Raw genomic sequence first — 26,802 nt, 5'->3', positions numbered from 1 at the left:
ACGACTTGCGATTGATTCCCACGGTGAAAATAGATTCCCAATGGATGCGTTTTGGGAAATGGGAATCTATTCGAGCGCGAAAAGCACTGGTTTTGTAGCGTGGGCGCGGATTCAATTTTCCCACCGATGGGTAAATTGGGAATCTATCGCTCGGGGCGTCTCGACTGAGCGCGCGAGGATTCGCGATTTGATTGATTTACGAAGATTGAGGAACTTACGACAGCGCGGGAACCGTGTCGTGCGATTCGAGCACGATTTCGTCCGACTCGCTCTGCTCTTCTGCTGGCTGCTCCGGTTCGGGGTCGATGCCGCCGAAGATGGTCAGGGCCAAGCGGAACAGTGTCGGGACCAGCACCAGTGTGAAGATGGTCGAGACCACCAGACCGCCGAGCACCACGCTGCCGAGACCGCGGTAGAGTTCGCTACCGGCACCCGGGAACATCACCAGCGGAGCCAAACCGAGCACCGTGGTCGTGGTGGTCATGAAGATCGGGCGAATACGGGTGCGAACGCTCTCGATAATCGCATCGTGCGGCGACATGCCATCGAGTCGCAGATGGTTGAGCGATTGATGCACGATGAGAATCGGGTTGTTGACCACCGTGCCGATCAGCACGACGAAACCGAGCATGGTAAGCACGTCGAGCGACTGGATGACAAAGATGTTGAGCATGGCCAAACCAATCACCCCGCCCGCTGCACCGAGCGGAACGCTGAGGATGATCACCAGCGGATAGATCCACGACTCGAACAAGGCTGCCATGAGCAGGTAGGTAATGACGACCGCCAGGAGCACGTTGAACCGCAAGGCAATCCACGCCTGGCTCAGTTTGTCGGCGGTGCCGGCCAGCGTGATGCGATATCCCCCTTCGAGTTGTCCCGATTCACGGATGGGAGTCACAATTTGATCGTTAATCAAGCTCATCGCGTCTTCGAGCGCTACGTCGGCCGGCGGCGACACCTGAATGGTAATCGCCCGCTGACGCTCGCGGTGATTGATTTGTTCGGGACCGCTGGCCAGCGTGATGTCGGCCAAGGCGTTGAGCGGTACGAGTTGCCCCGATGGAACCGCGACCGGGGCGGCAGCCAGGTTACCCGTCGACGCGTTGAACTCCTGGTCGGCCATCACGGTCAGATCGATCTTCTTACCACCAAGGTAGTAATCGCTTACGTACGCGCCGTCGATGATCGTATCGGCAGCAAAGCCGAGGTCGGTCGCGCTCATTTCGAGTTCGGCCGCCTGGATCAGCTTTGGCTCCACATGCACTTCAGGGCTGGTCAGGTCGAGACTCGGCACTGGCTGCGCTTGCGATCCGGGGATCACCGGCGGCGAGTCGGGCGTGCCCATCACTTTCATGAAGACCTGCCCGCCGAGCGACACGAGTTTTTCGATGTCGGGTCCTACGATTTCGACGTCGACGGTTCGTCCAGCGGTCAGTCCGCGTTCGAACAAGCTGGTTTGCTTGGCCACGGCAAACGTACCGGGCAATCCGCCGACTGCGTTTTGCACGACGGGCACCAACTCGGCCGAGCGGAGCGGCTCGTCGGATCGCACCCCGACAAACACCTGGCGACCACGAACGACAAAGAAGAAGTCGCGAATCGGGGGACCATCGAGCTCGGCCAGGTTTGTGGTTTCGTCGATGTCCCAGTTTGGTCGCAGGCGATCTTCGACTTGTTCGCCGAGCGACATCAGGTGATCGATGTTGTAACCGGGCGGAGGAATCACGATACCGATCACCAAGTTGCGGTTGCCGTTCGGCAGGTACTCGACGCGCGGCCAAAGCAGGTAGCTGATGCCGACCGCGAACAGCACCATCAGCATCACCGTGGTCACTTGCAGGAAAATGCTGCGTTGAATGAAGGCGTTGACCCCGACCACGTGGTTCACAAACATCTCGCCGAGACGATTGAGGAAGCTCAGTGGTCCCGTGGCGGCGGTTGGCGACTCTTCGGGCTTACCATCGTTGCGGTGCCCATGGAACAAGCGAGCCGCAGCGGTCGGAATCAAGGTGACCGACACGATCAACGACAAGCCAACTGCCGAAGTAATGGCCAAGGCAATGTCGCGGAACAGCTGCCCCGCTTCTTCCTCCATGAACACCACTGGCAGGAAGACTGCAATGGTAGTGAGGGTGGACGAAACAACCGCGCCGGCCACCTCCTGGGTACCTCGCACCGCGGCGGTGAAGGGAGACTCGCCCAAACTGTATCGGCGGTAGACGTTTTCGAGCACGACCACTGCGTTGTCGACCAGCATGCCGACCGCAAACGCAAGGCCCGCCAGACTAATAACGTTCAGCGATCGACCGAGGATACCAAGCACCAGGAACGTGCCGATGATACTCACCGGAATCGCCAGACCAACGACCAATGCACCGCGTGCGAAGGCAAAACCGACCGCAATCAAAATCGCCAAACAGACGAGGAAGTACCATGGAGAGAGGTAGACCGAAGCGAGTGCCGACGCAAAGATCAGCGGAATCGACAGCAGCGTCGGCACCCCCAGGTGCAGGAACACCATGAGCACGATCATGGTGAGCGCGGCACCGAGGAAGATGTTCTGCTGCACTAGGTCGACCGACGAGTTGATGTAGTCGGTTTCGTCGTACACCTGGGTGAGCATCATGCCGCGGGGATTAAGCAGGTCGCGATTGATCTCTTCGTTCACTGCGCGAAGACCAGCCATCACGTCGATCACGTTCGCTCCGCCCGCCCGCTCGCAGTTAATCGCGATGCTCGACTCGCCGAAGCGGCGGACCAAGCCATCGGGCTTTTTGAAGCCGAGGCTCACGTCGGCGACGTCGCGAACGTAAACCGGTCGACCGTCGCGGACTGCGAGCAGTTGGTTTTCGACTTGCTCGGGATTGCGAAACTGGTTGAGCGCTCGGAACACGTACCGGCGTTTGCCATCGTCGACCGTGCCGGCCGAAGTGTCGCGGTTCTGGGCGCGAAGCACGTCGCGAACCTGGCTAAGGGTGAGCTGCCGGGCGGCGAGCCGCTCGAGGTCGACCACCACTTGCAGTTCGTCCTCGAGCCCGCCGATGACGTTCGACTGCGACACGCCGGCGACGCGTTCGAAGCGAGCTTCGATTTCGTCCTCGGCAAAACGGCGAAGCTGGGGGATCTCGAGATCGGGCGGCGGCAGCAGCTCCGATACTTCGGGATGCACCTTCGCCAGGTTACGCAAACGCAACAGCTGTAGACCGCCGCTGTGGGAGGATTTGACGCGTTGCATCTCGTCGGCGAGATCGGGGTGCTCGGCCATGAACTGGTCGATCGCCTCGGGCGTCGGCGGAAGTGGCGAGAGAATGAACCAGGCAATCGCCCGCGCGGCAGCGTCGGAGGTGGTCAGCACCGGTTGGTCGGCTTCCTCCGGGTACTCCCGCACCTGCTGCAACCGACTGTTGACCTTCAGGATGGCCTGGTCGATGTCGGTGCCCATGTTGAATTCGATCGTGATGCGACCTACCGAGTCGGAGCTTTCGGAAGAGAGCTTGCGAGCGCCTTCGACACCTTTGAGCTGCTCCTCCTGCTCGATAATGATCTCTTGTTCGATTTCCTGCGGGCTGGCACCAGGCCAACGGGTTTCGACGGTGATCGTCGGGGTTTCGACCTCGGGGGTCAGCTGCATCGGCATCCGCAGCAGCGCGACCACGCCGAACAGAGCTACCAGCAGCACGCCGACGGCGACCTTGACCGGGTTGTGGACAAACGAGTCAACCAGTTGCATGTTGTCGCTCGCAGAGCAGGCAGGGAGGGAGGCAGGCAGGAAAGCGGGGGGCAGGACGCGGAGGGGGTTAGCGTTCGGGGGAGGCAACGCTGGGGGGATCGTCCTGTCGCAGGACGCTGACTTGAGAGTTCGGGTTCAGGCGTTCGTTGCCTTCGGTGACGATCAGCTGGCCAGGAGTGAGCGCGGCGGCCTCGACTTCGATCATCGGCCCGAATACCTGTCCCAACTTCACCGGAGTAAGCGTCACGCCCGAGGGCTTCTGTCCGCCAGGGCTGGTAACCACGTAAACCACGGGGCCATTTTGACTAAGCACCACTGCATCCTTGGGGACCAGCTTCGAGGTCGTCATGTTGCCGACCGGCAGGCGAACCTGGGCAAACATACCTGGCTTGATCATAGGGCCCGAATCGGTCGACTGGTTCTCGATGGCGACTTTCACCGGGAAAGTGCGCGCACGAACATCGGCCGACGGAACCACCGCAACCACTTTGCCGGAGAAGGGGGATTGCGGGAGCGCGGGGATTTCGACGCTCACCTCGGCGCCGACCTGGATGTAGGGGACGCTGCGTTCGAGCACCTGAACCACGACTTCCACGATATCGACGCCGACGACGTCGGCCACGTCGCCGCCGCTACTCATCCACTGACCGACCTCGGTGTGCTTAGTGACCACGTAGCCGGCAAAGCGGGAGCGAACGGTGTATTTATTCCTTTGATCCTCCAGTCGGTCGACTACCGCTTGTTGCATGGCGACTTCGGCTTTCGCCTGGGCGATGACCTCGGCTCGTGGGCCGATCTTGGCTTCTTCGTAAGCAGCGACTGCTTCGGCAGCGGATTCCTCGGCCTCGAGGGCCAGCGACACGGCCTCGGACCATTCGTCTTCGGTCACCGCGCTGCTTCGCTCAGCGAGATCGCGAAGACGCTCGCGACGGCTGGCCAAATAATCGCGACGCGCCTTCGCGCTGGCCATGCGAGCGCGATACTGCTCGAGCAATTCGGGGCGGGTGCCGTTTTCGAGTTCTTCGAGCTGGGCTTTCTTGAGATCCAGTTCGCTGCTCGCGTTGGCGATTTCGAGACTAATCGTGTCGGTCAACAATTGGGCCAGCGGCTGACCTTCCTCGACGCGGTCGCCTTCTTCGATGTTGCACTCGATCACACGACCATCCACCGCACTACCCACGGTAGCACGCTGCGATGGCATGACCGTACCGACGAACGACTGGGTCGCCATGACCTCTTGTTCGACCACGGGGACCACAACTACCGGCGAAGGGGGGCGGCCACCCTGGGCCAATGCCGCAGTGGGGGAAGCGAATGCCGCGATGCAAAGCAAGCCAGCCGAAAGGCTAGCGAGTGTCGGCTGTTTGAGGACTGACATTCTCTCTCACTTTTACGAGTAACCGCTGAAGGGTACGAATTTCGTTTTCCGTTAGACCTTCCATGGCTTGCTTGCGAATCTCGCGGCCCACCTCGGCAATTTGTTTCCACGTTTTCTTGGCCGATGGTAGCGCGTGAATTTGCTTTACCCGCCGGTCGTTCGGACAAGGCCGTCGCTCAATGAGTTTAGCCTGTTCCGCCCGATCGAGAATCCCTACGAGGCTTGGCGGTTCCACCAGCATGCGGGCGGCGAGCTCCGTCTGACTCATCGGCCCATCAATCGCCAACCAGCCTAACAGTTGGGCCTGGCGAAAGGTAATGCCGTGGGGAGCAAGTCGCTCGTTGAACAGCCGCATATAGCTCTGATGGGTGGTCGTCAGCCAGTAACCCAGGCTGTTTTCGAAGTCGTATTGGAGCATCGTAATTGCCTGTCTGAGCCACAAATGGTTAGCGCTTTAATGATTATGCAGTACATCGAATCAATAGCTAGAGCTAAACGTCAAAAACTTTGTCCCAAAAAGGCCGAATCGTCATCGAGATTGCATGGAGAAGAACCACTAGTTTTGTGGTTCGGATGACCGAATCTCCCTTTCTTCGACGGACGAGGTGGCAAGTGCTTCGTTCGATATGTCGATTGTGCCGAATCTGAAATCCTGACTCGAGGAGTAGCTGATACGTCTTGCCGAAGTAGTTGATTTACAGGTTGCCGTAGCAACGTAGCTTTAAGGATGTGCGATCGAAATCTACAGATCAGTTACGTCGCAAGGGGCAAGCTTGGTTTCCTATGCCAGGGGAAATGGTCGTGATGAATTTGGAAAAGCCGAATATCGCGAATAAACTCCTACGGCCATGGTGGCTTTATGGGCTGGTTGCTTTGTGGGCTGTTGCCGTTGCGGGGGGCTTCTACTGGCTCTATTGCTACAATTTGGCGGCCGGGCCCGAGGTTGATCCTCCGCTGCTGTCCACGGTGTCGCTCGAGTGGAATAGCACGCCCAGCTACCGATTGGTGGTTGCCATTCACCCTAAGTGTCCCTGCACGTTTGCGACGATCGACGAGCTCAATCGAGTGCTGCGTGATGCGGAGGGGGCGATTGAATGCAAGATACTTGCCTATGAGCCAGCGGACCATCTGGAGGAGTTCCAGGGCACTAAGCTACTGGAGTACGCCGAAAAACTGCCCTACACGCAAGTCGAGTCCGATATCGACGGCAAGTTAGCCAAACAACTCTCACTGCATACTTCGGGGGCGGTCGTACTCTATAACCAGTGGGGAACTCCCTTCTTCAGTGGTGGAGTTACTGTCTCGCGAGGTCATGAGGGGATTAGCCCTGGAGGGGAATCGATTCTGGCTATCGTGCGTGGCAACCCACCCGCTGTCCGACGGACCCCCGTTTATGGGTGCCCTATCATCGAAGCCTGCGAAGAAAGTTGTGACTTGTCCGAACTGACGGCCAAACAATAAGAACGTTGAATTCCAAAAACAACATCGACCGACGTACCGACGAGATCCTATACGATCGCCAGCAGCGATTGTATATCGGAACCGATCGGGTATTCGCGTTGTTGTTTATCTTGCAGTGGATTGCGGCCATTGCGATGGCTGCTTGGTTTACACCGTTGACCTGGGTCGGTACTGAGAGCTCTTGGAATGTACACCTTTTTGCGGCTATCGTGCTGGGAGGACTGCTTTCGATTTTGCCAGTGACTCTGGCGGTGATTGCTCCCGGTAGCTTTGCGACTCGGTTGGTCATATCACTGGCCCAAGCTGGTTACTCGGGCTTGCTCATTCATTTGTCAGGAGGACGCATTGAGACTCATTTTCATATCTTCGGTTCCTTGGCCTTTCTCGCGTTTTACCGGGACTGGCGAGTGCTGGTGCCTGCTACGGTCGTCGTGACCGTCGACCATCTGTTTCGAGGAGTCTTCTGGCCCGAATCGGTATTCGGAGCACTGGCGGCCAGTACGACCAGGGCCTTTGAACACGCAGGATGGGTGCTGTTTGAGGATGTTTTTCTGGTGTGGAGCTGTTTGCGAGGGAGTCGTGAGATGCGTAACTCCGCTCGCAGTCAAGCGGAACTAGAGGATGCAAAAGACAATATCGAGTCGATCGTCGATCAGCGCACAAACGAGCTGAAGTGCCGGACCGAAGAGTTGCTGACCTCGATGAAAGAGCGGCAACAAATGTCGCAGCGGCTCGCGCAGGCTCAGAAACTCGAGTCCATTGGTCAGCTGGCGGCCGGTGTCGCCCATGAGATCAACACTCCCATGCAGTTCATTAGTGACAACTCGCTGTATCTTCAGCAGTGCATGGAACGACTTTTGAGAATTGCCCAGTCTTATGCCGAAACAACCGACCTAAATGGCCCGAGTGTTTCCTGGCAAGAACGCCGTGAGATGGCTCTCGAGGTGCTCGAAGAATGTCATCACGAAGAATGGCCTTGTTGACTAACTCCACTCGAACTGTGGAAGCCCGAGTTGGGTGAATTGATTGATGATTTTACAGCGCAAGCGGGCTTCCGTTTGTTGGTTTTCGAATACTCGGTTTTTGAGATGGCTCCCAAAGCTTTGTTTCACTCGGTACATGGTCGTTTCCGCCAAGCTTCTACGATGATAGCCCACTTCCTCTTTCCAACTCCTACGCCCCTTGCGTCGAATCTGACGAATTGCCTCGTCCCGGGGCAAAGGCTCCTCCGCAGAGTTGCCATGTTGTTTGATCTTGGCGTTGTGCTGCGGCGGAATCACCGGCTCAATGCCTTCGGATTCCAGCCCTTCATAAACCTTCCACTTGTCGTAACTACCGTCGCCGTGAAACTTTTTTACGGGCTGCTCCACCTGCTCCAGCATTTCGGGAACCGCATCGGCATCGTGGCAACTGTTCTCGGTCAAAATCTCCGCCACAATCTCGCGGGTGTCAGGATTCACCGACAAATGCAGCTTCCGCCATGTCCGCCGCTTCGACTTGCCATGCGTCCGCATCTTCCATTCGCCCTCGCCAAACACTTTCATGCCGGTGCTATCCACCACGATATCGATGTCGCCCCTCTTGTTAGCGATATCGAGCGAAACATTCAGCTTGCTGGCTCGCTTGGCGAGCGAAGAATAATTGGGAATCGCTGCCTCGACGCCCAACATCGCCACCAGCGAGCGGCCGAATCCCTCAGTCTGCCGATAGGGAAGTTTCAGCAGTTCGCGAATCGTCAGCAAGCACTCGATCGCCGTATCGCTGAAGACAAAAGGGCGACCGACTTTTGTCTGGTCGTTAGGATGTTCCCAGTTCTCCAACGCCTCGTCGCTAAACCAAATAGTGATGTTTCCACGCTCGATGAGCGACTTGTTATACTCCTTCCAGTTCGTGACTTTGTAGGTTCGTTTTTCTTTCGTAGCCATGTTCGATCTCCGTAAAAAAGGTACGTGGTTCCATTCCACGTTAGTTTTTACGGAGGTTTGTGACTAATTGTTCAACAAGGCCACGAAGAATTGAAAGCGGAAGTGCCAGCCGCGATTGCCGAAAACCAGGAGGGCATCGAACGGGTCGTGAATATTGTGCGTGCGATGAAAGAATTCTCTCATCCCGGAAGTCAGGTACTCATCGCAACCGATTTGAATCACCTAGTACGTCGTCCCGGAAGTCATTTCCTATAGAGTTCAGGGAAGACGCGTTTGGCGTCTTTTCGATGGAAGGTCCAATTGATTTTGATTTTCTTCCGATTGCGGTCGCGTGAACAGTGGGAGAGTTCGCTTTGAACCTTGTCGAGCGAAGCCAACCGACGTCCCAGGCATTGTCGCTGTATGGCCGAGATTTCGATCTCGGCCATGTTGAGCCAACTGGCATGCTTGGGGGTAAAATGCCACACAATCCGCTCCAGCATTGGCCGAGCCGCCTCCTCGCCAAAGGTTTCGATCAACGACTTCTCGTTGTGCGTGTTGAGGTTGTCCATCACCAGATGAACCCGCTCTGCGTCGGGATAGCGCTTCAAGAGGTCGCGGACGAACCGGGCGAAGTCGGCTCGCTTGCGGTGACGCTTGGCCTGAACGAATCGCTTGCCCGCCTTCGGCTCGACCGCCACGAACACGCTGCAGGTTCCGCAGCGGCGGTACTCGTAGTCCTGCTTCGCGATCTTGCCGGGTGCCGCGGGCTCGGGCGGCCGCGCGTCGTCGACCCTCTGATAGGGCTGCTCGTCGAGGCAGACGACCGGCTCGTTCGGGTCGAGCGGCTTCTCGTACTGCTCGAGGACGTCCTCCATCCGCTCACAGAACTCGTCGTTCAGCTTGGGCACGCACCAAGTTTTTTTCGCCACGGCTTCAGGTCGTGTTCCTTGAGCCACAGCGAGACCTCCGTCACGCTGAGCGAATCGACGAAGCCTTCCTTCACCGCGTGCTCGCACAACAATTCCAGCGTCCAGCGAGCCCGTCCCTCGGGCGGCTCGCTGCACGCCAGGGCGATTACCTGTTGCTGCTGCCGCTTGGTGAACTCTGGGGGGCGGCCCGAGCGAGGCGCATCGTACACCGCCCGCTGGACGCCCTCTTCGCAGAACCGCTTTCGGACGGCTCGGACGTTGCGCGTCGTGCAGCCCACATGCTCGGCGATCTCTTCGTCGGTGCATCCCGAGTCCGATTTCAATAATATCTGGCAGCGACGCACCACTTGCGCCGCGCGGGCGCCTGAGCGTGCTAGCTGCTCCAAACCTCCACGGGCCTGGTGGTCCAGGCAAACAATGTGCTTTTTCATTCCGCAGCATATAGCAGCGGAATGGATTTCAGGAAAGACGTACTAGTCCGCAGCACAGCGACGGTAAGTCGCAATAAGTGGAAGTACGATGCGGACGTGCTCTATGAATTGGACGCCGAGCTGCCACTGGTGCCGGTATTACCGGCAGAATTGAACCAGGTGATACTGAATCTTATTGTGAATGCGGCCGACGCTATTCGCGAAAAGCATGCGAAAGACGAAACCCATCGAGGTGAAATCGTCTTGCGAACCTACCAAGATGGTTTGTTTGCGGTGATCGAAGTAGCTGACAACGGAGCAGGCATCCCTCGGGAAGCTCGCCAGCGAGTCTTCGACGCCTTCTTCACCACCAAAGAGGTCGGGAAAGGAACAGGGCAAGGGCTAGCAATTTCGCACGATATCATTGTGAATAAGCATCGGGGAGATATCGATGTTCAAACAGAGACTGGGGAGGGGACTAAATTCTGTGTGCGGTTGCCGTTACAGGGAGCACAGATCTCTTCAACGGATCAACAGGAAGAACCCGTAGAATCGAATGCGGATAACCCGGAGACTGTTCCTGTTTAATGCAGAGTGTTGATGGGAACGAGCTATGTTTATTAGCGAGTCAGATCAATTTAATTTGGGGGCTAACCGATGAGCGAGCGACTATTGATCGTCGACGATGAGCAACCTTTGCTCAACGGTCTACGACGTCGTTTGGGGGACTATTACGATTTAGTCACCGCAAACTCAGGCGATGCGGCGCTGCACGAAATCGAGACCCATGGCGAATTTGCCGTGGTGCTTACCGATATGCGTATGCCAGGAATGAATGGAATTCAGTTCATTCAGCAAGCACGTATGATCGCGCCCGACTCTGTGTACATGATGCTCACCGGCAACCAGGATCAGGCGACAGCCATCAAGGCGGTGAACGATGGTCAGGTCTTCCGGTTCCTCAATAAGCCCTGCGATCACGATCATATCCGCCGCGCGCTCGACGCCGGGCTGGATCAATATCGGCTAATCACTGCCGAACGGGTGCTACTACATAAAACGTTTAGCGGTGCGGTGGGGGTGCTGACCGACGTGCTCGAAATCGTGCAGCCTGAGATTTTCAGCCGCAGCAACGAAATTCAAACGATGGTCGACAACCTTCGCGCAGCGATCAACGCGACTGATCGTTGGGAATATAAGCTGGCTGCCCGGTTGGGCATTGTTGGCTTTGCTTTGTTGCCCGATGATAAGCGACACAAGCTTGAGACTTGCTCGCCTGACGATCCTGAACTCCAAGAGATTCTTGCGGCCAGCGCAGCAACCGGTGCCCGTTTATTGGAGAAAATTCCACGACTCGGCACCATTGCTTCGATGATTCGCGAATCGGTCAACGTCGATGGAAGTTGCACCGTGTCACTCACTCCTCAAGAAGAGGAAGTCATTCATACGGGGGCGACCCTGCTGCGGATTGCCATGCAATGGAATTGCCTGTCGCGCATCGGAATGAGCAACAAGGATGCCATGGTGGAGATGCGACAGTTGCTCCCGCAACTGCACAAGGCCTTTGTCGAGGAGCTGGAGCGAACTCACATCGACACCGAACACCTTGCTCCAGTTTGCTTGTCGGTCGAAGAACTCGAAGAAGGCATGGTACTGTACAACGATGTGATGACACGCGACGATTCGCGATTGCTCCGCAAAGGGCAGCGACTCTCGGGCGTTGCACTCGAGAAGCTGCTCACGCACTACGGTAACTTGCTGGCTTCCGATGTGGTCATGGTATACGCGTCGAGTTGCTCTTCGCAGATTGCCCAGATGGCAGCCAATAAATAGTCTGTCGAGCGAATGGCTTCGACGAAAGCTTTCAGTGGTCTAGCTGGTCACTTCGTCGAGCAGTCGGTCGATGTCTACTCCGCGGGCGGCCTGTGCGACGCGCGGCGCGACGAACACCCGCACTTGCTTTACGTAGTTGTCGAACTGCTCGCGAGCCAACGTTCGCACCACTGGCGAGACTTCGCCTAGTGGGCGGTACGCATCGCGTTTGGTGTAACAGACATCGACGTTGAACTGCACCTCGAGCTTGGTCGGAGGAGCATCAATCAGCACTTCGTGCGGGGCGACATCGATTCCCAATTGCTTGGTCAGGCATTCGGCAAGTTGGCTGCTACGCTCCACGAGCCAGGCGTAAGGCTGGCGGGCGAGTTTGGTATGCAATTCTGGCGAATCCAGATAGCTGTATTGGGCCAGGCGTTTGAACAGCGAACGTTGCGTGCCAAACAAACTTTCCACCAGAGCGGATGCGGGAATGTTGGTGGTATGCTGTCGAAGGTGTTCGGCAAACTGGGCATCGCTCGACGCAAACAGATACGCCCAATCCAGCCGGTCGGTCACATCGAACACCGCCCGCTGCAACATCGCCGTGGACGAACGCACCGCGTGATGCCAGTAGACTTCACTAAACATCACGTACCTTGCGAACACCATTAGCTCCGCAGCAGTCTTCCCTTTGTCGGTCACTGCGATGCGATTGCCCGCTTCGTTCAGACACAAGCTCGCAACCAACCGGGACTGGTCGAAGTTTTGGCCGTAGGGCACTCCGCAGTGACGGCTATCGCGCGCCAGGTAGTCGATTTTATCGACATCGATCGGCCCCGAAAGCATGCTGGCGACGATCTCATCGCCAGTTGATGTGGTACTTCCAGCAATCAGGTCGGCCACTTCGGCAGGGTCGACCTGCCAGTCGTCTGCCAGCGCTTCGGCCAGAGGACCTGTGGTAATCGCCTGGCGGGCGAGTTGCTCGTGGACCACCACGCCTTCGGCAGCGATGTCTTCCAGCGGATGGCAATACGGCCAGTGCCCTACATCGTGCAGCAGCGCGGCTAGCAGGAACAACTCTGCCTGGCGCGATGAGACTGCCGCGGTGAAACGGTCGTCGCCGGAGAGTCGTTCGAGAAACTGCAGGGCGGTACGATACGTGCCGAGGGAGTGTTCAAAGCGCGAGTGCCCCGCGCCGGGATAGACCATCCGTACGAGCCCGAGTTGCGATACCTGCTTCAAACGCTGAAACGCAGGCGTGTCGATCAATCGCCGCACCCGCGGGGTGAGGGGGATATCGTCGCACGGCGGCATTCGCATGAGCCCGCTCGTCGAGTACCGCTCGGCAAACTCAGGAATGGCAGCATAAGGATGGGGCATCGCGGGTGTCGTACTCAGTTGCTACCAAACACCAGGCCAGGTACGAAGGGCAGGTCCATGACCACTCGCAGCAGTCCCGTGCTGATGAAGAATAGGGCGAAGAGCATGATCGCGCTGATCGGTTCCAGGTCGAGGCTTGTGTAGCTTGCCAAAAGCCCGACCATGAACATCACGACCAAAGGAATTAGCAGTTGCCACCATTCGAGGCCCGCTACGATGTCTTCAGGCGTGGTGAATCGACTGAGGATAAATCCATAGAGCAGCCAGGCAACTACGAATCCGAGTCCACAGGCAATGGCTCGCACCCAGAGCATGGTACCACGGTAAGGTTCGAGTTCGTCGTCGCGCAGGAACATGTAGCCGCCAGCCACGATCGGCGGAGCCAGCACTGCTGCGGCAACTGCCATGATGGCGATAGAAGCTAGGCTGTCGGCTTGGACGGCCGACTTCATCAGCACCGCGGCCACCACGGCCAGTACCACCACGCCGACGGCAACGCCTGCCATGATCGGCGAGAACTTGGCGTCTTTCTTGCGATAGGTCTTGAGGACACTGCGGCCCTGTGAGTCGACCGGCCCCTCGGGCGGCGCCTCGTGTACGATCACCTGATCTTCCAGCTTGGGAATGGTGATCGTCTTTTTGCAGTTCGGGCACGGGCCTTGTTTACCCGCGTGCTGGTCGCCGACACTGAATCGCTTCAGGCAACCGGGACATGTAACTTGTATGGCCATGGATGTCGTATTTCTTCTCTAACCCACGATGCGCCGAATTATTGCGAATCGTATTGCCTGAGCTCGTCTTCGTTAATCATTCGAAACCCTCGATTCGAGAGGGTGTCGAGCGCCATCTCTGTATTATCGACCATGATCGCCACGGCCGGCTGGCCGGTTGGGCGAGCGAGCAGCGGGTAGACCTGAGTAATGTTCACCTCGGCTGCGAGCAAAGCGGTGCACAAATCGAGCATTGGCTGCGGCGTCTCTGGTAGCTCGACTCCCAGCAGGTCGGACTCGACGATCGCCAGACCGGCCCGTTCCAGGATCTCGCGGCCCGCTTCGGGATCGCTAAGCAGAAACCGTACCAGGGCGCACTCCGTGGCATCCGAGATACTCAGAGCCACGATTCGGACCTGACTGCCGTGGAATTTGCGAATCACTTCCAGCAACTGTCCGACACGATTCTCAAGAAATACGGTGAATTGTCGGATGGAGGGATAGTCGCGACCACGCGCGGTTGCAAATTCGGTTCCCGCTCCTTCGCCTATGCTCATGTGGTAGCTTTCGTTTCAAATGCCCTGCGACCACCATGCCCGGCATCTACGAACCGTCGGGAAAGGGGGCCGCTTGTCGCCGTAACTATAGGCGAAATCGGCGTTTCATTCAACGCAAGCCCCCTCGACCGGGCCCGACCGGACGGCCGCATTTGCCGGAACCCCCGGGAAGCCACCTGCCAGGGAAATTACTAAGATAAAGGCGACGATCCGACTGGCTTCAACACGGAGGGATGTGCAAAAAGTGTCTCATGAATTCCAATTCCCACTCGAGGTTCGCTACTACGAGACCGACGCCCAGGGGGTGGTGCACCATGCCAACTTCATCAAGTATTTCGAAGTGGCCCGGCTGTACCATCTAAGGGAGTGGGGGCACGAGTATGCCGATCTCGAGCGAGATGGCATCTTTCTGGTGGTGAACAAGATCGCTTGCAACTATCGCATGCCCGCACGATTTGGCGATATCCTCGACATCAAGGTACGGGTCACTCGCGCGCGAGGTGCCCGCATCGACAACGAGTACATGGTGTACCGCGACGGGCTGCTCATCGCCGAAGGTTCGAGCACGATCGCCTGTATTGACCGCCAAGGCAATCTGCAGCGTTTGCCAGAGTATCTGCTGATGAAAGAGTAGCCACCGATCGCCGCTTCCTCGCTTCCATAACACTCCGGAACTCAATTATGTCTAAGATCCTGATGCTAGTCGGCGACTTCGTCGAAGATTACGAGGCCATGGTGCCGCTGCAGATTCTGCAAATGGTGGGGCACACGGTCGATATCGTCTGCCCCGATAAAGTGGCGGGCGACTCCGTGGCCACCGCGATTCACGATTTCGAAGGTCAGCAAACCTACAGCGAGAAGCGGGGGCATAACTTCCCTGTCACTGCTGCGTTTGCCGAAGCCAAGGCCGACGACTACGACGCGCTGGTGCTGCCAGGTGGGCGTTCTCCCGAGTACCTGGCGATCGACTCGCGAGTGATCGAGCTAGTGCAGCAGTTCGCCGCGGCCGACAAGCCGATTGCCGCAACGTGCCATGCCCCGCTGATCCTGGCGGCTGCCAAGGTGGTGGAAGGCAAACGCTGCCAGGCTTACCCCACAGTGCGTCCCGAGCTGGAAGCGGCCGGCGCGACCTGGGACACCCCCTCGGCCGGACTCGATAGCGCGATCACCGATGGCAAGCTAGTTACCGCTCCCGCCTGGCCGGCGAACGCCAACTGGATGCGGGCGTTTCTCGAGGTGCTTGGCACCAAGATCAGCTAAAGCCGTTGCTGAACCTAGAAAGAGCGATTCGCGAACCGCGAACACGCTCCATAAAAGCCAAACGCGTCATGCACGATCCGTGTGCATGACGCGTTGGTCGGAGGCATTCCGCGTTGAGCAACATCCTGTCGCTGGCGGGAGGAAGACTTCAACGAGGTGTCTTTTGGTTAGGCAACCAAACGAATCGCTTCGGCGTTTTCCTTGGTGCCAATGACGAACTCTTCAAAAATACGCATGTCCAAAGCCGATGCGGTGTTGGCTTCGGGGTGGAACTGGGTGCCGAGGGCAAACCAATCTTCGCCCTGGTATTCAATGCCTTCGATGATGCCATCGGGGCATTTCGCAGTCACGGCAAATCCGTCGGCCAATTCATCGATGGCCATATGGTGACGGCTGTTCACGCGTAGTTCGCCATCGCCATACACGCGATCGAGCAGCGAGCCAGGCATGATTTCCAGCGTGTGGCGGTGTTGTGGATCAAGGGCATCACGGTGAGGCAATGCGTCGGGGCGATCTTCGGGGATGTGAAGCAGCAGGTTGCCACCCAAGGTGACGTTCAACAATTGCATGCCAGCACCAATACCGAATACAGGAATCCGGCGCTCGCAAACCAGGCGAGCCAAGGCACGGTCGAACACTTCGCGGCGGGGATCAAGAGGTCGTACTGTGGGATGAAGCATCCAGCCATCGCGACGAGGATCGAGATCGGCACCGCCGACCAGCAGAACCCCATCCAGCAAATCGAGTACTTGGTTTAAATCGTCCATCTCTTCCAAAGGCGGAAGCACAAGCGGAATCGCATCCGCTTTGAGGATTGCATCGTAGTAGCCAGCACCGACGTAAGAGAAGGCCGGGGTATCACCGTTGGCCGCACGATAGTCAGCATTCAAACCAATCACTGGTTTCGACATCTTTCTTCACTCCCTGGGAAAGTAGCGAGTAGCGGCTTTGCACAGACTGAGCCCAAGGGGATCCGAAGATCGAGGGCCTTCATCGTCGAAAGAGTGCTACTCACTTGCCGTTGCGAAGTAGAGCATGGACGAAGAAAGTGAAAAAACAACCGTAGCGATACCGTACTAGGCCTCTGCTGCCAGTCTACGGTACCTGGATGGCTGGTATGTTCAACCAAGCGGCTGCTTGGTCAACAGGAGGAAGGGGTATGGCGATGCTAAAGCGATGAACTAGCTATCATCGTGCCATCCTGTGCACGAATGTATAACGAAACTAAAATTGCTTATTCATCCGCCAGAGCAGCTCCAATAAGCGCTCCCCACGAATAACTCCCGATTTCCCTATCGAACGTCTTCTGCAGAACTCCAAAATGTGATGCCGTGTCACGCGGCAAGCAGGAAGGATGCAAGTCAGATAAGGAGTAACTTTAAGAGGCAAAGCTAAAATAGCAAGAGCTTTCCCTCATTTGGCTCAAAAAAATTAAAGTGCACAACATGGTGTGCTAGCGAGCCGTGGGGGTCCGTAGATGTTGAGTCGCCTAGTTGGGGTAGGTCGTTACGCTAATAGTTCGGATATGAAGTATCCAACCCCAAATATGGCCGCGTCGACCAGAAGATGACTTGCCCATATGGAATATATAGATTGAGTGCGATGATAAAGCCAAGCCCAAAATGCACCCCCCACCGCGACCCCGGCTGCTAGCAATAGAGCGACCGCGGGGGCGTGGGAGAAATAGACCCAGAGCACCACCACGTGATGTGCTGCGAATGCTATCGAAGAGATGGCAATCGCAACCCCAACAGGCACAAATCGGCGCAGCCGGCCAAACACGAACCACCGCCAGTAGTACTCTTCTAATAGCGAGTGAAAGAGCGAATAGAACACGCCAAGCCCGATGAACTTGACTGGCGAGTTCAGGTTCATGCCGGTGATCTTCTCACGAATAGGCACCAATGCTTGCTGCATCAGCTCGGTTGGGCTGAGCCAGAAGTACAGCCCGAAGGTCGCCGCCGCGATCACCAGCCCGAACGCGATACCGAGTGCCAGGCCGCGGGGATTCCAGGCGGGCCAGCCGAGCCGCTCGCGGCAAACGAGTCCCACCCAGGCGGCTGGCAGGGAAAACTGCACCACTTTGGCCACCGCAAACACAGCCTGCTGCACGCCCGACTCCATCTCGGCAGCGGCCACGAAGTAGGCGAGTGTCACAAAGGTCGGCAGCACACAGGCGATGCCGATCGCCATGAGTTCGCCCTGGGCCGAGATCTCGCTGGGGGTCTTTGGTTGTTTGTCCGCCATCTCTTGCTCCTCACGGGGCCGCTTTACCGATGCACGTGGAACCTCTACGCTCTAACTCCTGGTTTCCGATACTCCATCCCCGTCGTTTCCCATGCAGTATTCTCGCGTTTGCATCGAATCGCTTGGTTACACGCTTCCGGCAGAAGTCGTAACTACCGCATCCATTGAACAGCAATTGGCCCCGGTCTACCAGCGCCTGAAGCTCCCCGAAGGCCGGCTGGAGCTGATGACCGGTATCGCCGAGCGTCGCTTCTACGCCCCGCAAACGCGTCCCAGCACCATTAGTATCCAATCGGCTCGTCGGGCGCTCGAGGCCAGCGGTCTGGCTGCCAGCGACATTGGGGCACTGGTGCATGGTTCGGTCTGCCGCGATTTTCTCGAGCCGGCCACGGCTTGCCGGGTGCATCACGAGCTGGGTCTGCCCGACGATTGCGTGATTTACGACCTGTCGAATGCGTGCCTGGGACTCCTGAATGGCATCGTGCAGGTGGCCAATATGATCGAGCTCGGCCAGATCGAAGCGGGGCTCGTGGTTGGCACCGAGAGTGGTCGCAACCTGGTCGAGGGCACCATCGCCCAGCTGAACGCCGATATGTCGCTCACGCGGAACCAGATCAAGTTGGCTGTGGCCTCGCTCACCATCGGCTCAGCCAGCGCGGCGTTCGTGCTAACCAGTGCCGAGCGGAGCCAAACCGGCAATCGCTTGCTGGGGGGAGCGGTTCACTGCCGCACCCAGCATCATGGCCTGTGTCAGAGCGATGGGCATGTCGAACTCATGCAGACCGACAGCGAGGCCCTGATGAACGAAGGCATTGCGACCGGCAAAGCAACCTTCGAACGATTCAAGCAACATACCGGGTGGACTCCCGACGACATCGATCGCACGTTCTGTCATCAGGTCGGCGTCGCGCATCGCAAGCTCTTGTTTGCCGCGCTCGAACTCGATCCCGCGATCGACTACGCAACGCTCGAAGTGCTCGGCAACACCGGTTCGGCCGCGCTGCCGATTACCATGGCCCGCGGCCTGGAAGAGCGTCCCGCAGCCGATGGCGAAAAGCTGGCCCTACTCGGCATCGGATCGGGCATCAATTGCGTGATGCTCGGTTGCCAGTGGTACAAAACCCAAGTCGCCGGCGGCATCGAGCAAATCACCGCCCAGTAGCGTGCAGGCACGGAGCGATAGCGACGCAGACCCAGCAAGTATGAAATGTAAATCGCTGCGGTCGAAGCGTTGCCTAGCTGCGATTAACTGTTGTTGATAATCACCAACACGATTGTCAGCACAATGAGAATGGCTCCGCCGATGCCGAAGATCAGACCCCAAGGGGTCTTCTGGTAGGGATTCGAGAATCCTGGCGGGTGCAGTGGGTTGTATTCGTACTCGCCTGAGAAGCGAGGCTTCACTTCTTTCTCTTCCTTCGAGAACTCTTCCTCAAGCAACGACATCGTAGGAGGACCGCTGCTCGAGGGGCCGCTCTTTGACTTCGTGGGGCCATCACCGAGTACGTCGGACGAGCGGGCTTTGTCTTTGTTCTTGCGTGGCTCGTCGTCGTCTTCAATCGGAGCCAGGGCGATGTCGTCGTCGATGAACACGCCGGAGCCCGACGAGTCGTTCAATCGCTTCGTGTCGCGATCGGCCGATACGTTCGAAATAGTCTCGCTGCTCGGCGGAGTGCCGATCGCGCTGTTCGGTGGTCGGACCGCAAAGCGGGTGAGGATGCCGCTGCCGACGCCGCTGCCTTCGTCGCTGGGCTCGATGCTGCCGCCCCGCACGGTGCGTCCGCGACTGGCGAGCCATTGGGTGAGTTTCTCGGCCACTTCGGTTGCGGTTTCGAAGCGAAGCTCGGGCCGCTTCTGCATCATCTTCTGACAGATCTCGACGAGCGACATCGGCAGGTCGGGACGCAGCTTCAGTAGGTTCTCCGGTTCTTCCACCTGATGCTTCAGCAGGCGTTCGGAGATGGTGCCTTCGGGGAAGGGGGGACGACCCGTCAGCAGGAAGTAAAGCGTGCAACCCAGGCTGTAGATGTCGCTGCGATGATCGGCCGAGTGGCTGTTAAGCGCCTGCTCGGGGGCCAGGTAGTCGGCCGTGCCGAGCACGTTTTCGTCGTTGGCCAGAGTGAGGGAGGTTTGTTCTTCCTCGGCCAGTTTGGCCAGGCCAAGATCGAGCAGCTTCACGGTTTGAGCCCGGTCGACCAACAGGTTGGCCGGCTTGATGTCGCGATGCACCAGCTCTTTTTCGTGAGCGTGGGCCAGACCGGTGGCTGCCTGGGCGATGTAATCGGCAGCGGTGTCGGGATCGAGCGGGCCATTCTGCGAGACCAAGCGGTGCAGGTCCTGCCCGTCGACATACTCCATCACGATGTAATGGGTGTCGCCTTCGTTATCGATATCGAACGCGCGAACAATGTGGGGATCGTCGAGTTTGGCCACCGCCCGTGCTTCGAGCCGGAAACGCTCGAGGTACGAAGAGTCCTTCACTCGGGCCTTAGGCAGCACCTTAATCGCTACCCGGCGACGCATGAGGATATGTTCGGCCAGATACACGGCCGACATGCCGCCTTTGCCGACTTCGCCGAGCAGTTTGTACTTGCCCAGGCGAAAGCCTTTGTACTTGCCGGCCAGCAATTTCTTGGACTGCCATTCAGTTAACAGGCCGTTGGCGACCAGCTCGCCAGCGATCACTTCGGGAGCATCAGGTACAGACCCTCCGTGTCGCGAAGCAAGCTGCTTGAGAAACGCCTCGAGTTGGTCGTCCTCAATCAGTTCGCTACGTCGTAGATCGTGCAGCAGCTTGTTGGTGATGGCCTCTGGCATCGATGGGGGGGGCTTAGGATTGTCGGCCGCCTGGATAAGTCTGTTCCGTAGTCGTACGCGCGAGCTAACAACTCGTCAGGCCGGGCCCCTTCGCGCCGCCCTGCGCATGTGCTCTGTGCTGGGGACCTCTGCCAGTACGACTGGAAGAGGGGTGGCAAGGACCTACCATTGCCAGCAATGCAGTACTCCTCTCATCTATCACGATAGCACGGACGTCCTAACTCTTCCAGTAGATTTCACTTAGGAATATGGTGTCGGGCCCCCGATCCCAGGCCTAACCGCTACGACCCCTCAAGGTGCCGCCGGACGATATCGGCATCGAAATAGTTGGTTTCCATTCCTGCATCCACCACAATTCGCTGCGTATTGATGCCTGCGGAGCGAGGACTTAGCAGAAAAACCGCCGTAGAAGCGACTTCGGCGGTGGACACTGCCCGGTGCCGGAGCGTCGCCTGCTCGGCAAATAAGTAGCTGTCGACGTAGCCAGGGATGCCGGCCGAGGCGGAAGTCTTCAGTAAACCGGCGGCGACCCCGTTAAAGCGAATTTCACTAAAATTGCTAAAACTTTTTGCTAAAAAGGCCAGCGACGAATCGAGCGCTGCCTTAATTGGAGCCATAAATCCGTAGTTTTCGCTTGCCATGCGGGTGGTGGAAATTGTGATCGTTACTACCGAAGCGTCTTTCGCGAGTTGATGCTTCAGTGCGTTGGAGAGCGACACCAGCGAGTAGCACGAGATGTCGAACGTTCGCAGCATCGCCCGCTTCGAGGTCTCGTGGAACGGCTTCATGCCATCTTCATAATCGGCGAACGCGATCGAGTGCACCAAACCGTCGAGTTGATCGCACCGCTCGGCTACCTGTTCGGCAAGCCGAACGATTTGGTCCTCGTGCTCGACGTCGCACACCAGGATGTCGTCGGGAGAGCCCCCTAATTTTTTTTCTACGAGGGGAGCAATTTGCTCCCGCCGGGCGTCGCTGCGTACGGAAAACAACACGCGACAATCGGCCTGCGAGAGTTGCTCGGCGATGTGCCAGGCAACGCTTTTGCGATTGGCCACCCCAGTGACCAGGACAGTTTTACCAGCAAGTTGTAGGAAATCGGTCGGCATGGCGTCGCTCCCAGTCCTTGCGGCGAGGGAGGGCTAGGGGAGGGGGGGAACTCGCAGGACGCGGTGTGTGGAACGAATCGCCCAGCCTAGCATCCCGGACAGCATCACAACACCGCCGGCGATGGTCCAGACAAGTAGGTCGACAGTAATGAGATCAAACAATAATACATGTTCGATACCAAGGAATGGTTGAACCAGATAGACCTTGTATGCATATCCGCATGCAAAGAGCGGCACAGCCATGCTCCCACCCCAGATACAAATGCGATGCCACGTAGAGCTCCGACGGGTGCTCCACCCGAGCACCATTCCACCAACGATCGACAGCAGGAAAAACAGAAGGTGAAACAGTCCTTCTCCATGCTGAAGCGTGAGCAATCCCGGTAGATTGAACCAAGTGCAGAGCACTGCCAGAACGTGTAGCCCAATCCAGCCTGAGATCGCTCCCCAAGCGATGGTGTAAATGGTTACCAAGCCGCCATAAACGCATTTGGTAGGACACCGCCCTGGCGGGGCAGAAACCTCAGGCGTTGGCAATGTGTTTGACGCCGCGTAGGGATTGTTGTCCATCGCCGATGTCGTCGTGGATTCACAAAGTAGAACGCGCAACAACCCGAAGCCGAGTAGGCGATGCGGACATCGTCTTCGGCTTCGGGCAGATTGTGCGAGGAGCGTAGCGCTCGATGGCCATCCGCGCGACGAGACGTCGCAGGCGGCTACTGCTTGCTCTCGATTTCCTCGAGCAGCTTGGCGCTTTCGTCTTTATCGAGTTCGCGGACCCAGATGTTGCGGAAACGGGTTTCGCTGCCATGGGTTTGCAGTTGGATGCGTCCTTCGGCTGGCACGGGCTTGCTGCGATCGTAGTAGTTTTCGAGCAGCACGTCGTCGACCACCAACTGGTCGTTCAGCACCACCTTTACGTACGGGCCGACCATGCGGACGTACATGCGATTCCACTCGCCGCACGGCTTGTCGGCTTTCATCAGCGGCCACTTCTCGGCCTTTTGGTTGTTCCACAAGGCTCCGGAACCTTTGTCGGAGCCATGCACGTGGGCGGCTTCGTTCTCAGGATCCCAGATCTGAATCTGTGGGCAGTCGCGCAGGTAGATGCCGCTGTCGCCCTTGGGGGCCAGATTCCAATCGATGTACATCTCGAAATCGCCGTACTTCTTGTCGGTCACCAAATGCGGCCCGTGGCCATCGGAGACGATCTGGTCGCCATCGATGCTCCAGTGCTCCGGCACCTGGCTATCCCACTCCGCTTGCTGCTTCTCGGTGATCTTTTCCGGATCGATCGTGGTGCCGCCAACCCAGCCTTCGAGGTCCTTGCCTTCGAACAACGAGGTAAAGCCCTCGGGCATGGTTTCGGGAGTCTCGGCCAAAGCGGTGGTAGCAACGGCAAGCATCAACAGGCTTAGCAAATAACGCATGACGTACCTCATTGTGGTGGATTGGTCAGGGTGCAGGCGAACTCGAATCGACAGGCGAGCTTGCCACTCGTGACGTTGGTAACTTTTGCTTTCAGGAAAAACGCATCGGCTAGCCGCTCGGTCAATTCGACTTCGATGTTGACCTCGCTGTTCGGCAGAACCATATCGCGAAACTGAACGTTGTTGGCCCGCGTGGCCACGGGCACCGCCCCCGGCTTGTCGGCAGCGTGCTTAGATAATAACACGGCGCCGGCCTGCATGCTCGCTTCGCACAAAATTACGCCAGGGGTGATCGGATAGTCGGGGTAGTGCCCGGCGTACCAGAACTCCGCGCCAGAGAATTTCTTCCGGCAAACAATACGGTTCTCCTCTTGCTCCACGATCTCGTCGATCAGCAAAAACGGCTCACGATGCGGAATAGCGGCTTTGATTTGTTCTAGCGACATGATTCTCGGTTAAGCGCGGAGGGACTCAGGCTCGTTTCGCCCGCAGGCAATGGCCCGGCAAGCCAACGAATGAGCTGGGAGAAAACAAAGGGGGCCCGGGAAGGCAATACGGTAGGGCCCCCTAGTGTAAGCCCGGACCGACTTGGCGGCTATCGGGGATTTGGAAAACCGCTGATGACCGCTGAAAGACGCGGATCGATTCGATTGGCGAAGATCAGCGTCGATTCGTGTTCCCTCATCGCACCCTACTCCGGCACGTCGACGTACTCATGGCACTTGGGGCAGGTCTCGGTCTTGCCGCGGCGCTCGCCGGGGAAGGTGATTTGTGCGCCGCAGTCTTCGCACTCGAAAGTAATGTCGCCAAGGTCTTGTTTTGCACTCTCTGTTAACTGCACACTCTCGAGCAGCGTGGTTGCGGCCTCAAGCTGTTCGTGGGGTACTAACAGTTTGACACCACCCAGTGCATTCGACCAAAGCCAGTTCACACCGACCGATGCTTCGTTCTCCAGAAAGCAGTCGATCCCCTCCTGCTGCAAAACAGCCTGGCACAACTGGGCTTCGGCAATCGTCGAATACGACGTTAACTTCACCAAGCGTTCTTCGCCAAACTCCCCGGACTGCGAGTCCGACTCCGATTCAGAGTAGTCACTATCCGCCCGCGTCTCAGGCGACTTGTAGGGATTCTCGTCGTTCATGCTTTATGGGCAGTGGAGTTGTGGGAACACTAATCCTCGCTAATCGACACTAGGTCGTGTTGACATTTATGTAGCGTAGATTTTGTCGAAATGGTATCACGGTGTCGTCCCCTACCTGCTCATGGAGGAGCGAATAGATGCGACGGCACGAACTGACAGACGAACAATGGTTGAAGATTCGAGGCCATTTGCCTGGCAAATCCGGCGATCCCGGTCGAACCGCGGCGAGCAATCGTCGGTTCGTGAACGCGGTGTTGTGGATCGCCCGCACAGGCGCGCCGTGGCGCGATCTTCCCACTCGCTTTGGCCCTTGGAATTCGGTATTTCAGCGTTTCAATCGATGGTGCAAGCGTGGCGTCTGGCGGCAAGTCTTGGAGACTCTGGGCGAAGAGCCCGACTTGGAGCACTTGCTACTCGACTCGACAACGGTCCGAGCCCATCAACACGCAGCGGGCGTAAAAGGGGGCTCGGTGGCGAAGCCATGGGCCGCTCGCGCGGAGGTTGGGGAACGAAAGTCCACGCCGCGGTAACGGGCGATGGCCGCCCGGTTCGTCTGACTTTGACGGGTGGCAACCGACACGACATGCACCAAGCAGAAACGCTGCTGGAAGGACTAACTCCCGAATACGTCGTCGCCGACAAAGGGTATGATTGCCATTGGTTTCGCGATCAGATTCGTCGCCAAGGCGCGAAGCCGGTGATTCCGACTCGCCGTGGGTTTCGACAGAAAAGGTACGATCGCACACGCTATAAACTCCGAAATGTCGTGGAGCGGTTCTTCAACCGGTTAAAACACTACCGTAGGGTCGCTACACGATACGATAAAACTGATCGAAACTACGATGGATTCCTCTGCCTGGCGTCACTCATGATCAGCTTGGCATGAATGTCAACACGACCTAGTGTTCCCAACTTCCAACCCCCAACAGCCAACCTCCAACTCAAACTACTCCTTGGCCAGTTCCTGCTCCACCTCGGCAGTCGATCGCGAGTTGCAGTTCATCAGCTGGTTGTCGACTTCGTTGGCGACGATCACGCCGTAGTTCATGGCGCCGAGCCAGCCGCTCATGATGATGCCGACACTCCCCGCGTGGTACAGGCCGGAGATTTGCTGCGGCAGCGCGCGGCTCACCGCCAGGCCTTCGAACTTGGTGCCGAAGCTCGCCCCCGCCAGGTGGGCGGTATAGTGCTTGAACGTCACTGGCGTCGACGCTTCGACGTGTACCACTCGCTCGCGGACGTTCGGTACGTAGGCCTCCAGGGCGTCGAGCGTCGTCTCGCAGAGGTCCTGCTTGCTCGCTTCGTACTCTTCCTTCGGCAGGTTCGCCCAGTCGTCGAAGTTGGCGTTCGTGCTGCTCACGATCATGCACCGCGGCGGGGCGTCGGGGCGGGTCTTCGGGTAGTAGAACGAGTAAGTGCGGCTCGTGATGTCGCGCGACAGCAAGGCCTCGGTGCGGAAGTACGGCGCGGTGCTGCTGAACAGCAGGTCGCCGAGCTCCTTCACGTCGAGCCGATCGTCTTCCTTCAGGGCCATGTACACCTGCGTGCTGCTATTGTTGAGCCGCACCGCGCGGGCGTCGTCGATGAAGTTCTTGTCGAACTTCTCCTCGCCTACCAGGTTGAAGATGGTCGCCTTCAGGTTGGCGTTCGACACCACCGCGTCGCAATCGATGGTGTGCGTCGCTCCCTTGGCGTCGACTTCCACCGAGGCGATCGCGCCGTGGTTGAGGTTGATCTTCTTCACGTCGCAGTTAATGGCGATGGTGACTCCGTTGTTCTTGAGTTCCTGCTCCATCAGGCCGATCAGTCGGTCGGTACCACCCTGGAACGTGAACACCCCCTTCGACATGAAGTTGCTGAACACGATGCCGTAGCTAATGGCCGGGTCTTCGAGCGTGGAACCATTCGCGTAGGTAATCGGCTCCATCAGCAGCCGAATCACGTCTTCGCGGCCGGGGAAGAACTCGTCGAACAGCTCCCGCGTGGTGGTCGCCTGGTCGTCGTAGAAGTTCATGCCGCGGGCCTTGTCGAAGAAGGCGTGCACCCGCTCCGGCGCGACGTTGAACTTCTCGATCAGTTGATTCGTGAAGTCCTCTCGAGTGAACGAGGTCCACAGCGAGAACATCGGATTGTCGAACCGTACGCCGTCGAGCTGCACGATGGAGTCGGCGATTTCCTTCGACCAGTACCGCCGGCAACTCTTCACCATGCCATAGGGGAACCCGTGCAACGAGACATCGAAAATGTGTCCGCCAGGGCGCTTGAACCACGTGGCCATGCCGCCAAGCTTGTAGTGCTGTTCGAGCAGCAGCACAGAGCGACCCTGCCGGGCGAGGATGTTGGCCGCGGTAAGCCCGGCCAGGCCGGCACCAATCACAACGACGTCGTAGCGCGATTTCGCGTCTTTGAGAAAGTCTTTAGGCAACGGAGGGATGGGGGGTCAGGGGTCGGGGAGCTGGAAAGACCCGTTAGTCTAACAATTTGGGGGAGTTTGCTCGACGGGGGCCAAAAACCAAGC

The 26,802-nt window shown here is 57.9% G+C and carries 24 protein-coding genes and 1 pseudogene; 8 read left to right on the top strand and 17 right to left on the bottom strand.

All coding sequences use genetic code 11. The features are described from left to right. Nucleotides 1-214: 214 nt before the first annotated feature. From Pan181_RS16220 to Pan181_RS16210, 3 genes are all read right to left on the bottom strand, one after another. Complete coding sequence (locus Pan181_RS16220; protein ID WP_145248167.1) at nucleotides 215-3,733, bottom strand: efflux RND transporter permease subunit; 3,519 nt, start codon at nucleotides 3,731-3,733, stop codon at nucleotides 215-217. Nucleotides 3,734-3,800: 67 nt separating this feature from the next. Then, nucleotides 3,801-5,111, bottom strand: coding sequence for an efflux RND transporter periplasmic adaptor subunit (locus tag Pan181_RS16215; protein WP_145248165.1), 1,311 nt, complete (start codon nucleotides 5,109-5,111; stop codon nucleotides 3,801-3,803). Continuing rightward, the gene (locus tag Pan181_RS16210; protein ID WP_145248163.1) at nucleotides 5,080-5,529 is read right to left on the bottom strand and encodes a MarR family winged helix-turn-helix transcriptional regulator; all 450 of its coding nucleotides are present in this window, start codon (nucleotides 5,527-5,529) and stop codon (nucleotides 5,080-5,082) included. Before Pan181_RS16210 ends, Pan181_RS16215 begins: the two co-directional genes overlap by 32 nt. 386 nt (nucleotides 5,530-5,915) lie before the next feature. Here Pan181_RS16210 and Pan181_RS16205 point away from each other — a divergent pair, with 386 nt between their 5' ends. Next, complete coding sequence (locus tag Pan181_RS16205) at nucleotides 5,916-6,572, top strand: hypothetical protein (protein WP_197528416.1); 657 nt, start codon at nucleotides 5,916-5,918, stop codon at nucleotides 6,570-6,572. A 5-nt stretch (nucleotides 6,573-6,577) separates the two neighbouring features. Beyond that, nucleotides 6,578-7,555 (top strand): sensor histidine kinase, encoded by a 978-nt coding sequence (locus Pan181_RS16200; protein ID WP_145248159.1) that lies wholly within the window; start codon nucleotides 6,578-6,580, stop codon nucleotides 7,553-7,555. Here Pan181_RS16200 and Pan181_RS16195 read toward each other — a convergent pair whose 3' ends face one another. The 3 genes from Pan181_RS16195 to Pan181_RS16185 all read right to left on the bottom strand — a co-directional run bounded on the left by Pan181_RS16195 (nucleotide 7,556) and on the right by Pan181_RS16185 (nucleotide 9,839). After that, nucleotides 7,556-8,497 (bottom strand): IS5 family transposase, encoded by a 942-nt coding sequence (locus Pan181_RS16195; RefSeq protein ID WP_145244898.1) that lies wholly within the window; start codon nucleotides 8,495-8,497, stop codon nucleotides 7,556-7,558. Between the two features lie 242 nt (nucleotides 8,498-8,739). Further along, nucleotides 8,740-9,387, bottom strand: coding sequence for an IS630 family transposase (locus Pan181_RS16190; RefSeq protein WP_145244957.1), 648 nt, complete (start codon nucleotides 9,385-9,387; stop codon nucleotides 8,740-8,742). Then, the gene (locus tag Pan181_RS16185; RefSeq protein WP_145244956.1) at nucleotides 9,375-9,839 is read right to left on the bottom strand and encodes a helix-turn-helix domain-containing protein; all 465 of its coding nucleotides are present in this window, start codon (nucleotides 9,837-9,839) and stop codon (nucleotides 9,375-9,377) included. Before Pan181_RS16185 ends, Pan181_RS16190 begins: the two co-directional genes overlap by 13 nt. 21 nt (nucleotides 9,840-9,860) lie before the next feature. Here Pan181_RS16185 and Pan181_RS16180 point away from each other — a divergent pair, with 21 nt between their 5' ends. Together Pan181_RS16180 and Pan181_RS16175 are read left to right on the top strand one after the other, a co-directional pair. Beyond that, a complete protein-coding gene (locus tag Pan181_RS16180) occupies nucleotides 9,861-10,406 on the top strand; it encodes a sensor histidine kinase (protein ID WP_145248157.1) in 546 nt (181 codons plus the stop codon). Between the two features lie 69 nt (nucleotides 10,407-10,475). Further along, nucleotides 10,476-11,651, top strand: coding sequence for a response regulator (locus tag Pan181_RS16175; RefSeq protein WP_145248155.1), 1,176 nt, complete (start codon nucleotides 10,476-10,478; stop codon nucleotides 11,649-11,651). Nucleotides 11,652-11,690: 39 nt separating this feature from the next. Here the strand turns inward: Pan181_RS16175 and Pan181_RS16170 are convergent, their stop codons facing one another. Genes Pan181_RS16170 through Pan181_RS16160 form a run of 3 tightly spaced genes read right to left on the bottom strand, consistent with a single transcriptional unit; the run spans nucleotide 11,691 to nucleotide 14,280 of the window. Further along, on the bottom strand, nucleotides 11,691-13,013 hold the full coding sequence (locus Pan181_RS16170) for an HD domain-containing protein (RefSeq protein ID WP_145248153.1): 1,323 nt from the start codon (nucleotides 13,011-13,013) through the stop codon (nucleotides 11,691-11,693). A 14-nt stretch (nucleotides 13,014-13,027) separates the two neighbouring features. Next, complete coding sequence (locus tag Pan181_RS16165) at nucleotides 13,028-13,744, bottom strand: hypothetical protein (protein WP_145248151.1); 717 nt, start codon at nucleotides 13,742-13,744, stop codon at nucleotides 13,028-13,030. A gap of 38 nt (nucleotides 13,745-13,782) precedes the next feature. Then, the gene (locus tag Pan181_RS16160) at nucleotides 13,783-14,280 is read right to left on the bottom strand and encodes an acetolactate synthase (RefSeq protein WP_145248149.1); all 498 of its coding nucleotides are present in this window, start codon (nucleotides 14,278-14,280) and stop codon (nucleotides 13,783-13,785) included. 244 nt (nucleotides 14,281-14,524) lie between these two features. On the opposite strand from Pan181_RS16160, the gene Pan181_RS16155 reads away from it, so the two are divergent. Both Pan181_RS16155 and Pan181_RS16150 read left to right on the top strand, forming a co-directional pair. Then, complete coding sequence (locus Pan181_RS16155; protein WP_197528415.1) at nucleotides 14,525-14,914, top strand: acyl-CoA thioesterase; 390 nt, start codon at nucleotides 14,525-14,527, stop codon at nucleotides 14,912-14,914. 47 nt (nucleotides 14,915-14,961) lie between these two features. Then, the gene (locus tag Pan181_RS16150) at nucleotides 14,962-15,540 is read left to right on the top strand and encodes a DJ-1/PfpI family protein (RefSeq protein WP_145248146.1); all 579 of its coding nucleotides are present in this window, start codon (nucleotides 14,962-14,964) and stop codon (nucleotides 15,538-15,540) included. 167 nt (nucleotides 15,541-15,707) lie between these two features. On the opposite strand, the gene Pan181_RS16145 is transcribed toward Pan181_RS16150, so the two are convergent. Both Pan181_RS16145 and Pan181_RS16140 read right to left on the bottom strand, forming a co-directional pair. Continuing rightward, the gene (locus Pan181_RS16145) at nucleotides 15,708-16,451 is read right to left on the bottom strand and encodes a gamma-glutamyl-gamma-aminobutyrate hydrolase family protein (RefSeq protein ID WP_145248144.1); all 744 of its coding nucleotides are present in this window, start codon (nucleotides 16,449-16,451) and stop codon (nucleotides 15,708-15,710) included. A gap of 595 nt (nucleotides 16,452-17,046) precedes the next feature. After that, a complete protein-coding gene (locus tag Pan181_RS16140; RefSeq protein WP_145248141.1) occupies nucleotides 17,047-17,787 on the bottom strand; it encodes a CPBP family intramembrane glutamic endopeptidase in 741 nt (246 codons plus the stop codon). Nucleotides 17,788-17,878: 91 nt separating this feature from the next. Here Pan181_RS16140 and Pan181_RS16135 point away from each other — a divergent pair, with 91 nt between their 5' ends. Further along, nucleotides 17,879-18,949, top strand: coding sequence for a 3-oxoacyl-ACP synthase III (locus Pan181_RS16135; RefSeq protein ID WP_145248139.1), 1,071 nt, complete (start codon nucleotides 17,879-17,881; stop codon nucleotides 18,947-18,949). An 83-nt stretch (nucleotides 18,950-19,032) separates the two neighbouring features. On the opposite strand, the gene Pan181_RS16130 is transcribed toward Pan181_RS16135, so the two are convergent. The 5 genes from Pan181_RS16130 to Pan181_RS16110 all read right to left on the bottom strand — a co-directional run bounded on the left by Pan181_RS16130 (nucleotide 19,033) and on the right by Pan181_RS16110 (nucleotide 24,284). After that, the gene (locus Pan181_RS16130; protein ID WP_145248137.1) at nucleotides 19,033-20,604 is read right to left on the bottom strand and encodes a serine/threonine protein kinase; all 1,572 of its coding nucleotides are present in this window, start codon (nucleotides 20,602-20,604) and stop codon (nucleotides 19,033-19,035) included. Nucleotides 20,605-20,885: 281 nt separating this feature from the next. Beyond that, a complete protein-coding gene (locus Pan181_RS16125) occupies nucleotides 20,886-21,713 on the bottom strand; it encodes an enoyl-ACP reductase FabI (protein WP_145248135.1) in 828 nt (275 codons plus the stop codon). Between the two features lie 716 nt (nucleotides 21,714-22,429). Further along, nucleotides 22,430-23,143 carry a 3-keto-disaccharide hydrolase gene (locus Pan181_RS16120; RefSeq protein ID WP_145248133.1) on the bottom strand — a complete coding sequence of 238 codons (714 nt, stop codon included), beginning with the start codon at nucleotides 23,141-23,143 and terminating at the stop codon, nucleotides 22,430-22,432. Nucleotides 23,144-23,151: 8 nt separating this feature from the next. After that, a complete protein-coding gene (locus Pan181_RS16115) occupies nucleotides 23,152-23,589 on the bottom strand; it encodes a 3-hydroxyacyl-ACP dehydratase FabZ family protein (RefSeq protein ID WP_145248131.1) in 438 nt (145 codons plus the stop codon). A 245-nt stretch (nucleotides 23,590-23,834) separates the two neighbouring features. Further along, nucleotides 23,835-24,284, bottom strand: a complete 450-nt coding sequence (locus Pan181_RS16110; protein ID WP_145248128.1) for a putative signal transducing protein — start codon at nucleotides 24,282-24,284, stop codon at nucleotides 23,835-23,837. A gap of 137 nt (nucleotides 24,285-24,421) precedes the next feature. Between Pan181_RS16110 and Pan181_RS16105 the strand changes: the two are divergent. Beyond that, nucleotides 24,422-25,170 (top strand): annotated as a pseudogene (locus tag Pan181_RS16105) (IS5 family transposase). A gap of 60 nt (nucleotides 25,171-25,230) precedes the next feature. Here the strand turns inward: Pan181_RS16105 and Pan181_RS16100 are convergent. Further along, a complete protein-coding gene (locus Pan181_RS16100; protein ID WP_145248126.1) occupies nucleotides 25,231-26,709 on the bottom strand; it encodes a phytoene desaturase family protein in 1,479 nt (492 codons plus the stop codon). Nucleotides 26,710-26,802: the final 93 nt, after the last annotated feature.

Origin of the sequence: Aeoliella mucimassa, from assembly GCF_007748035.1 — a bacterium.
GTDB classification, from domain to species: domain Bacteria; phylum Planctomycetota; class Planctomycetia; order Pirellulales; family Lacipirellulaceae; genus Aeoliella; species Aeoliella mucimassa.
Note: the sequence above shows the minus strand (reverse complement) of the source record. Positions and strands in the feature narration are given on the sequence as shown.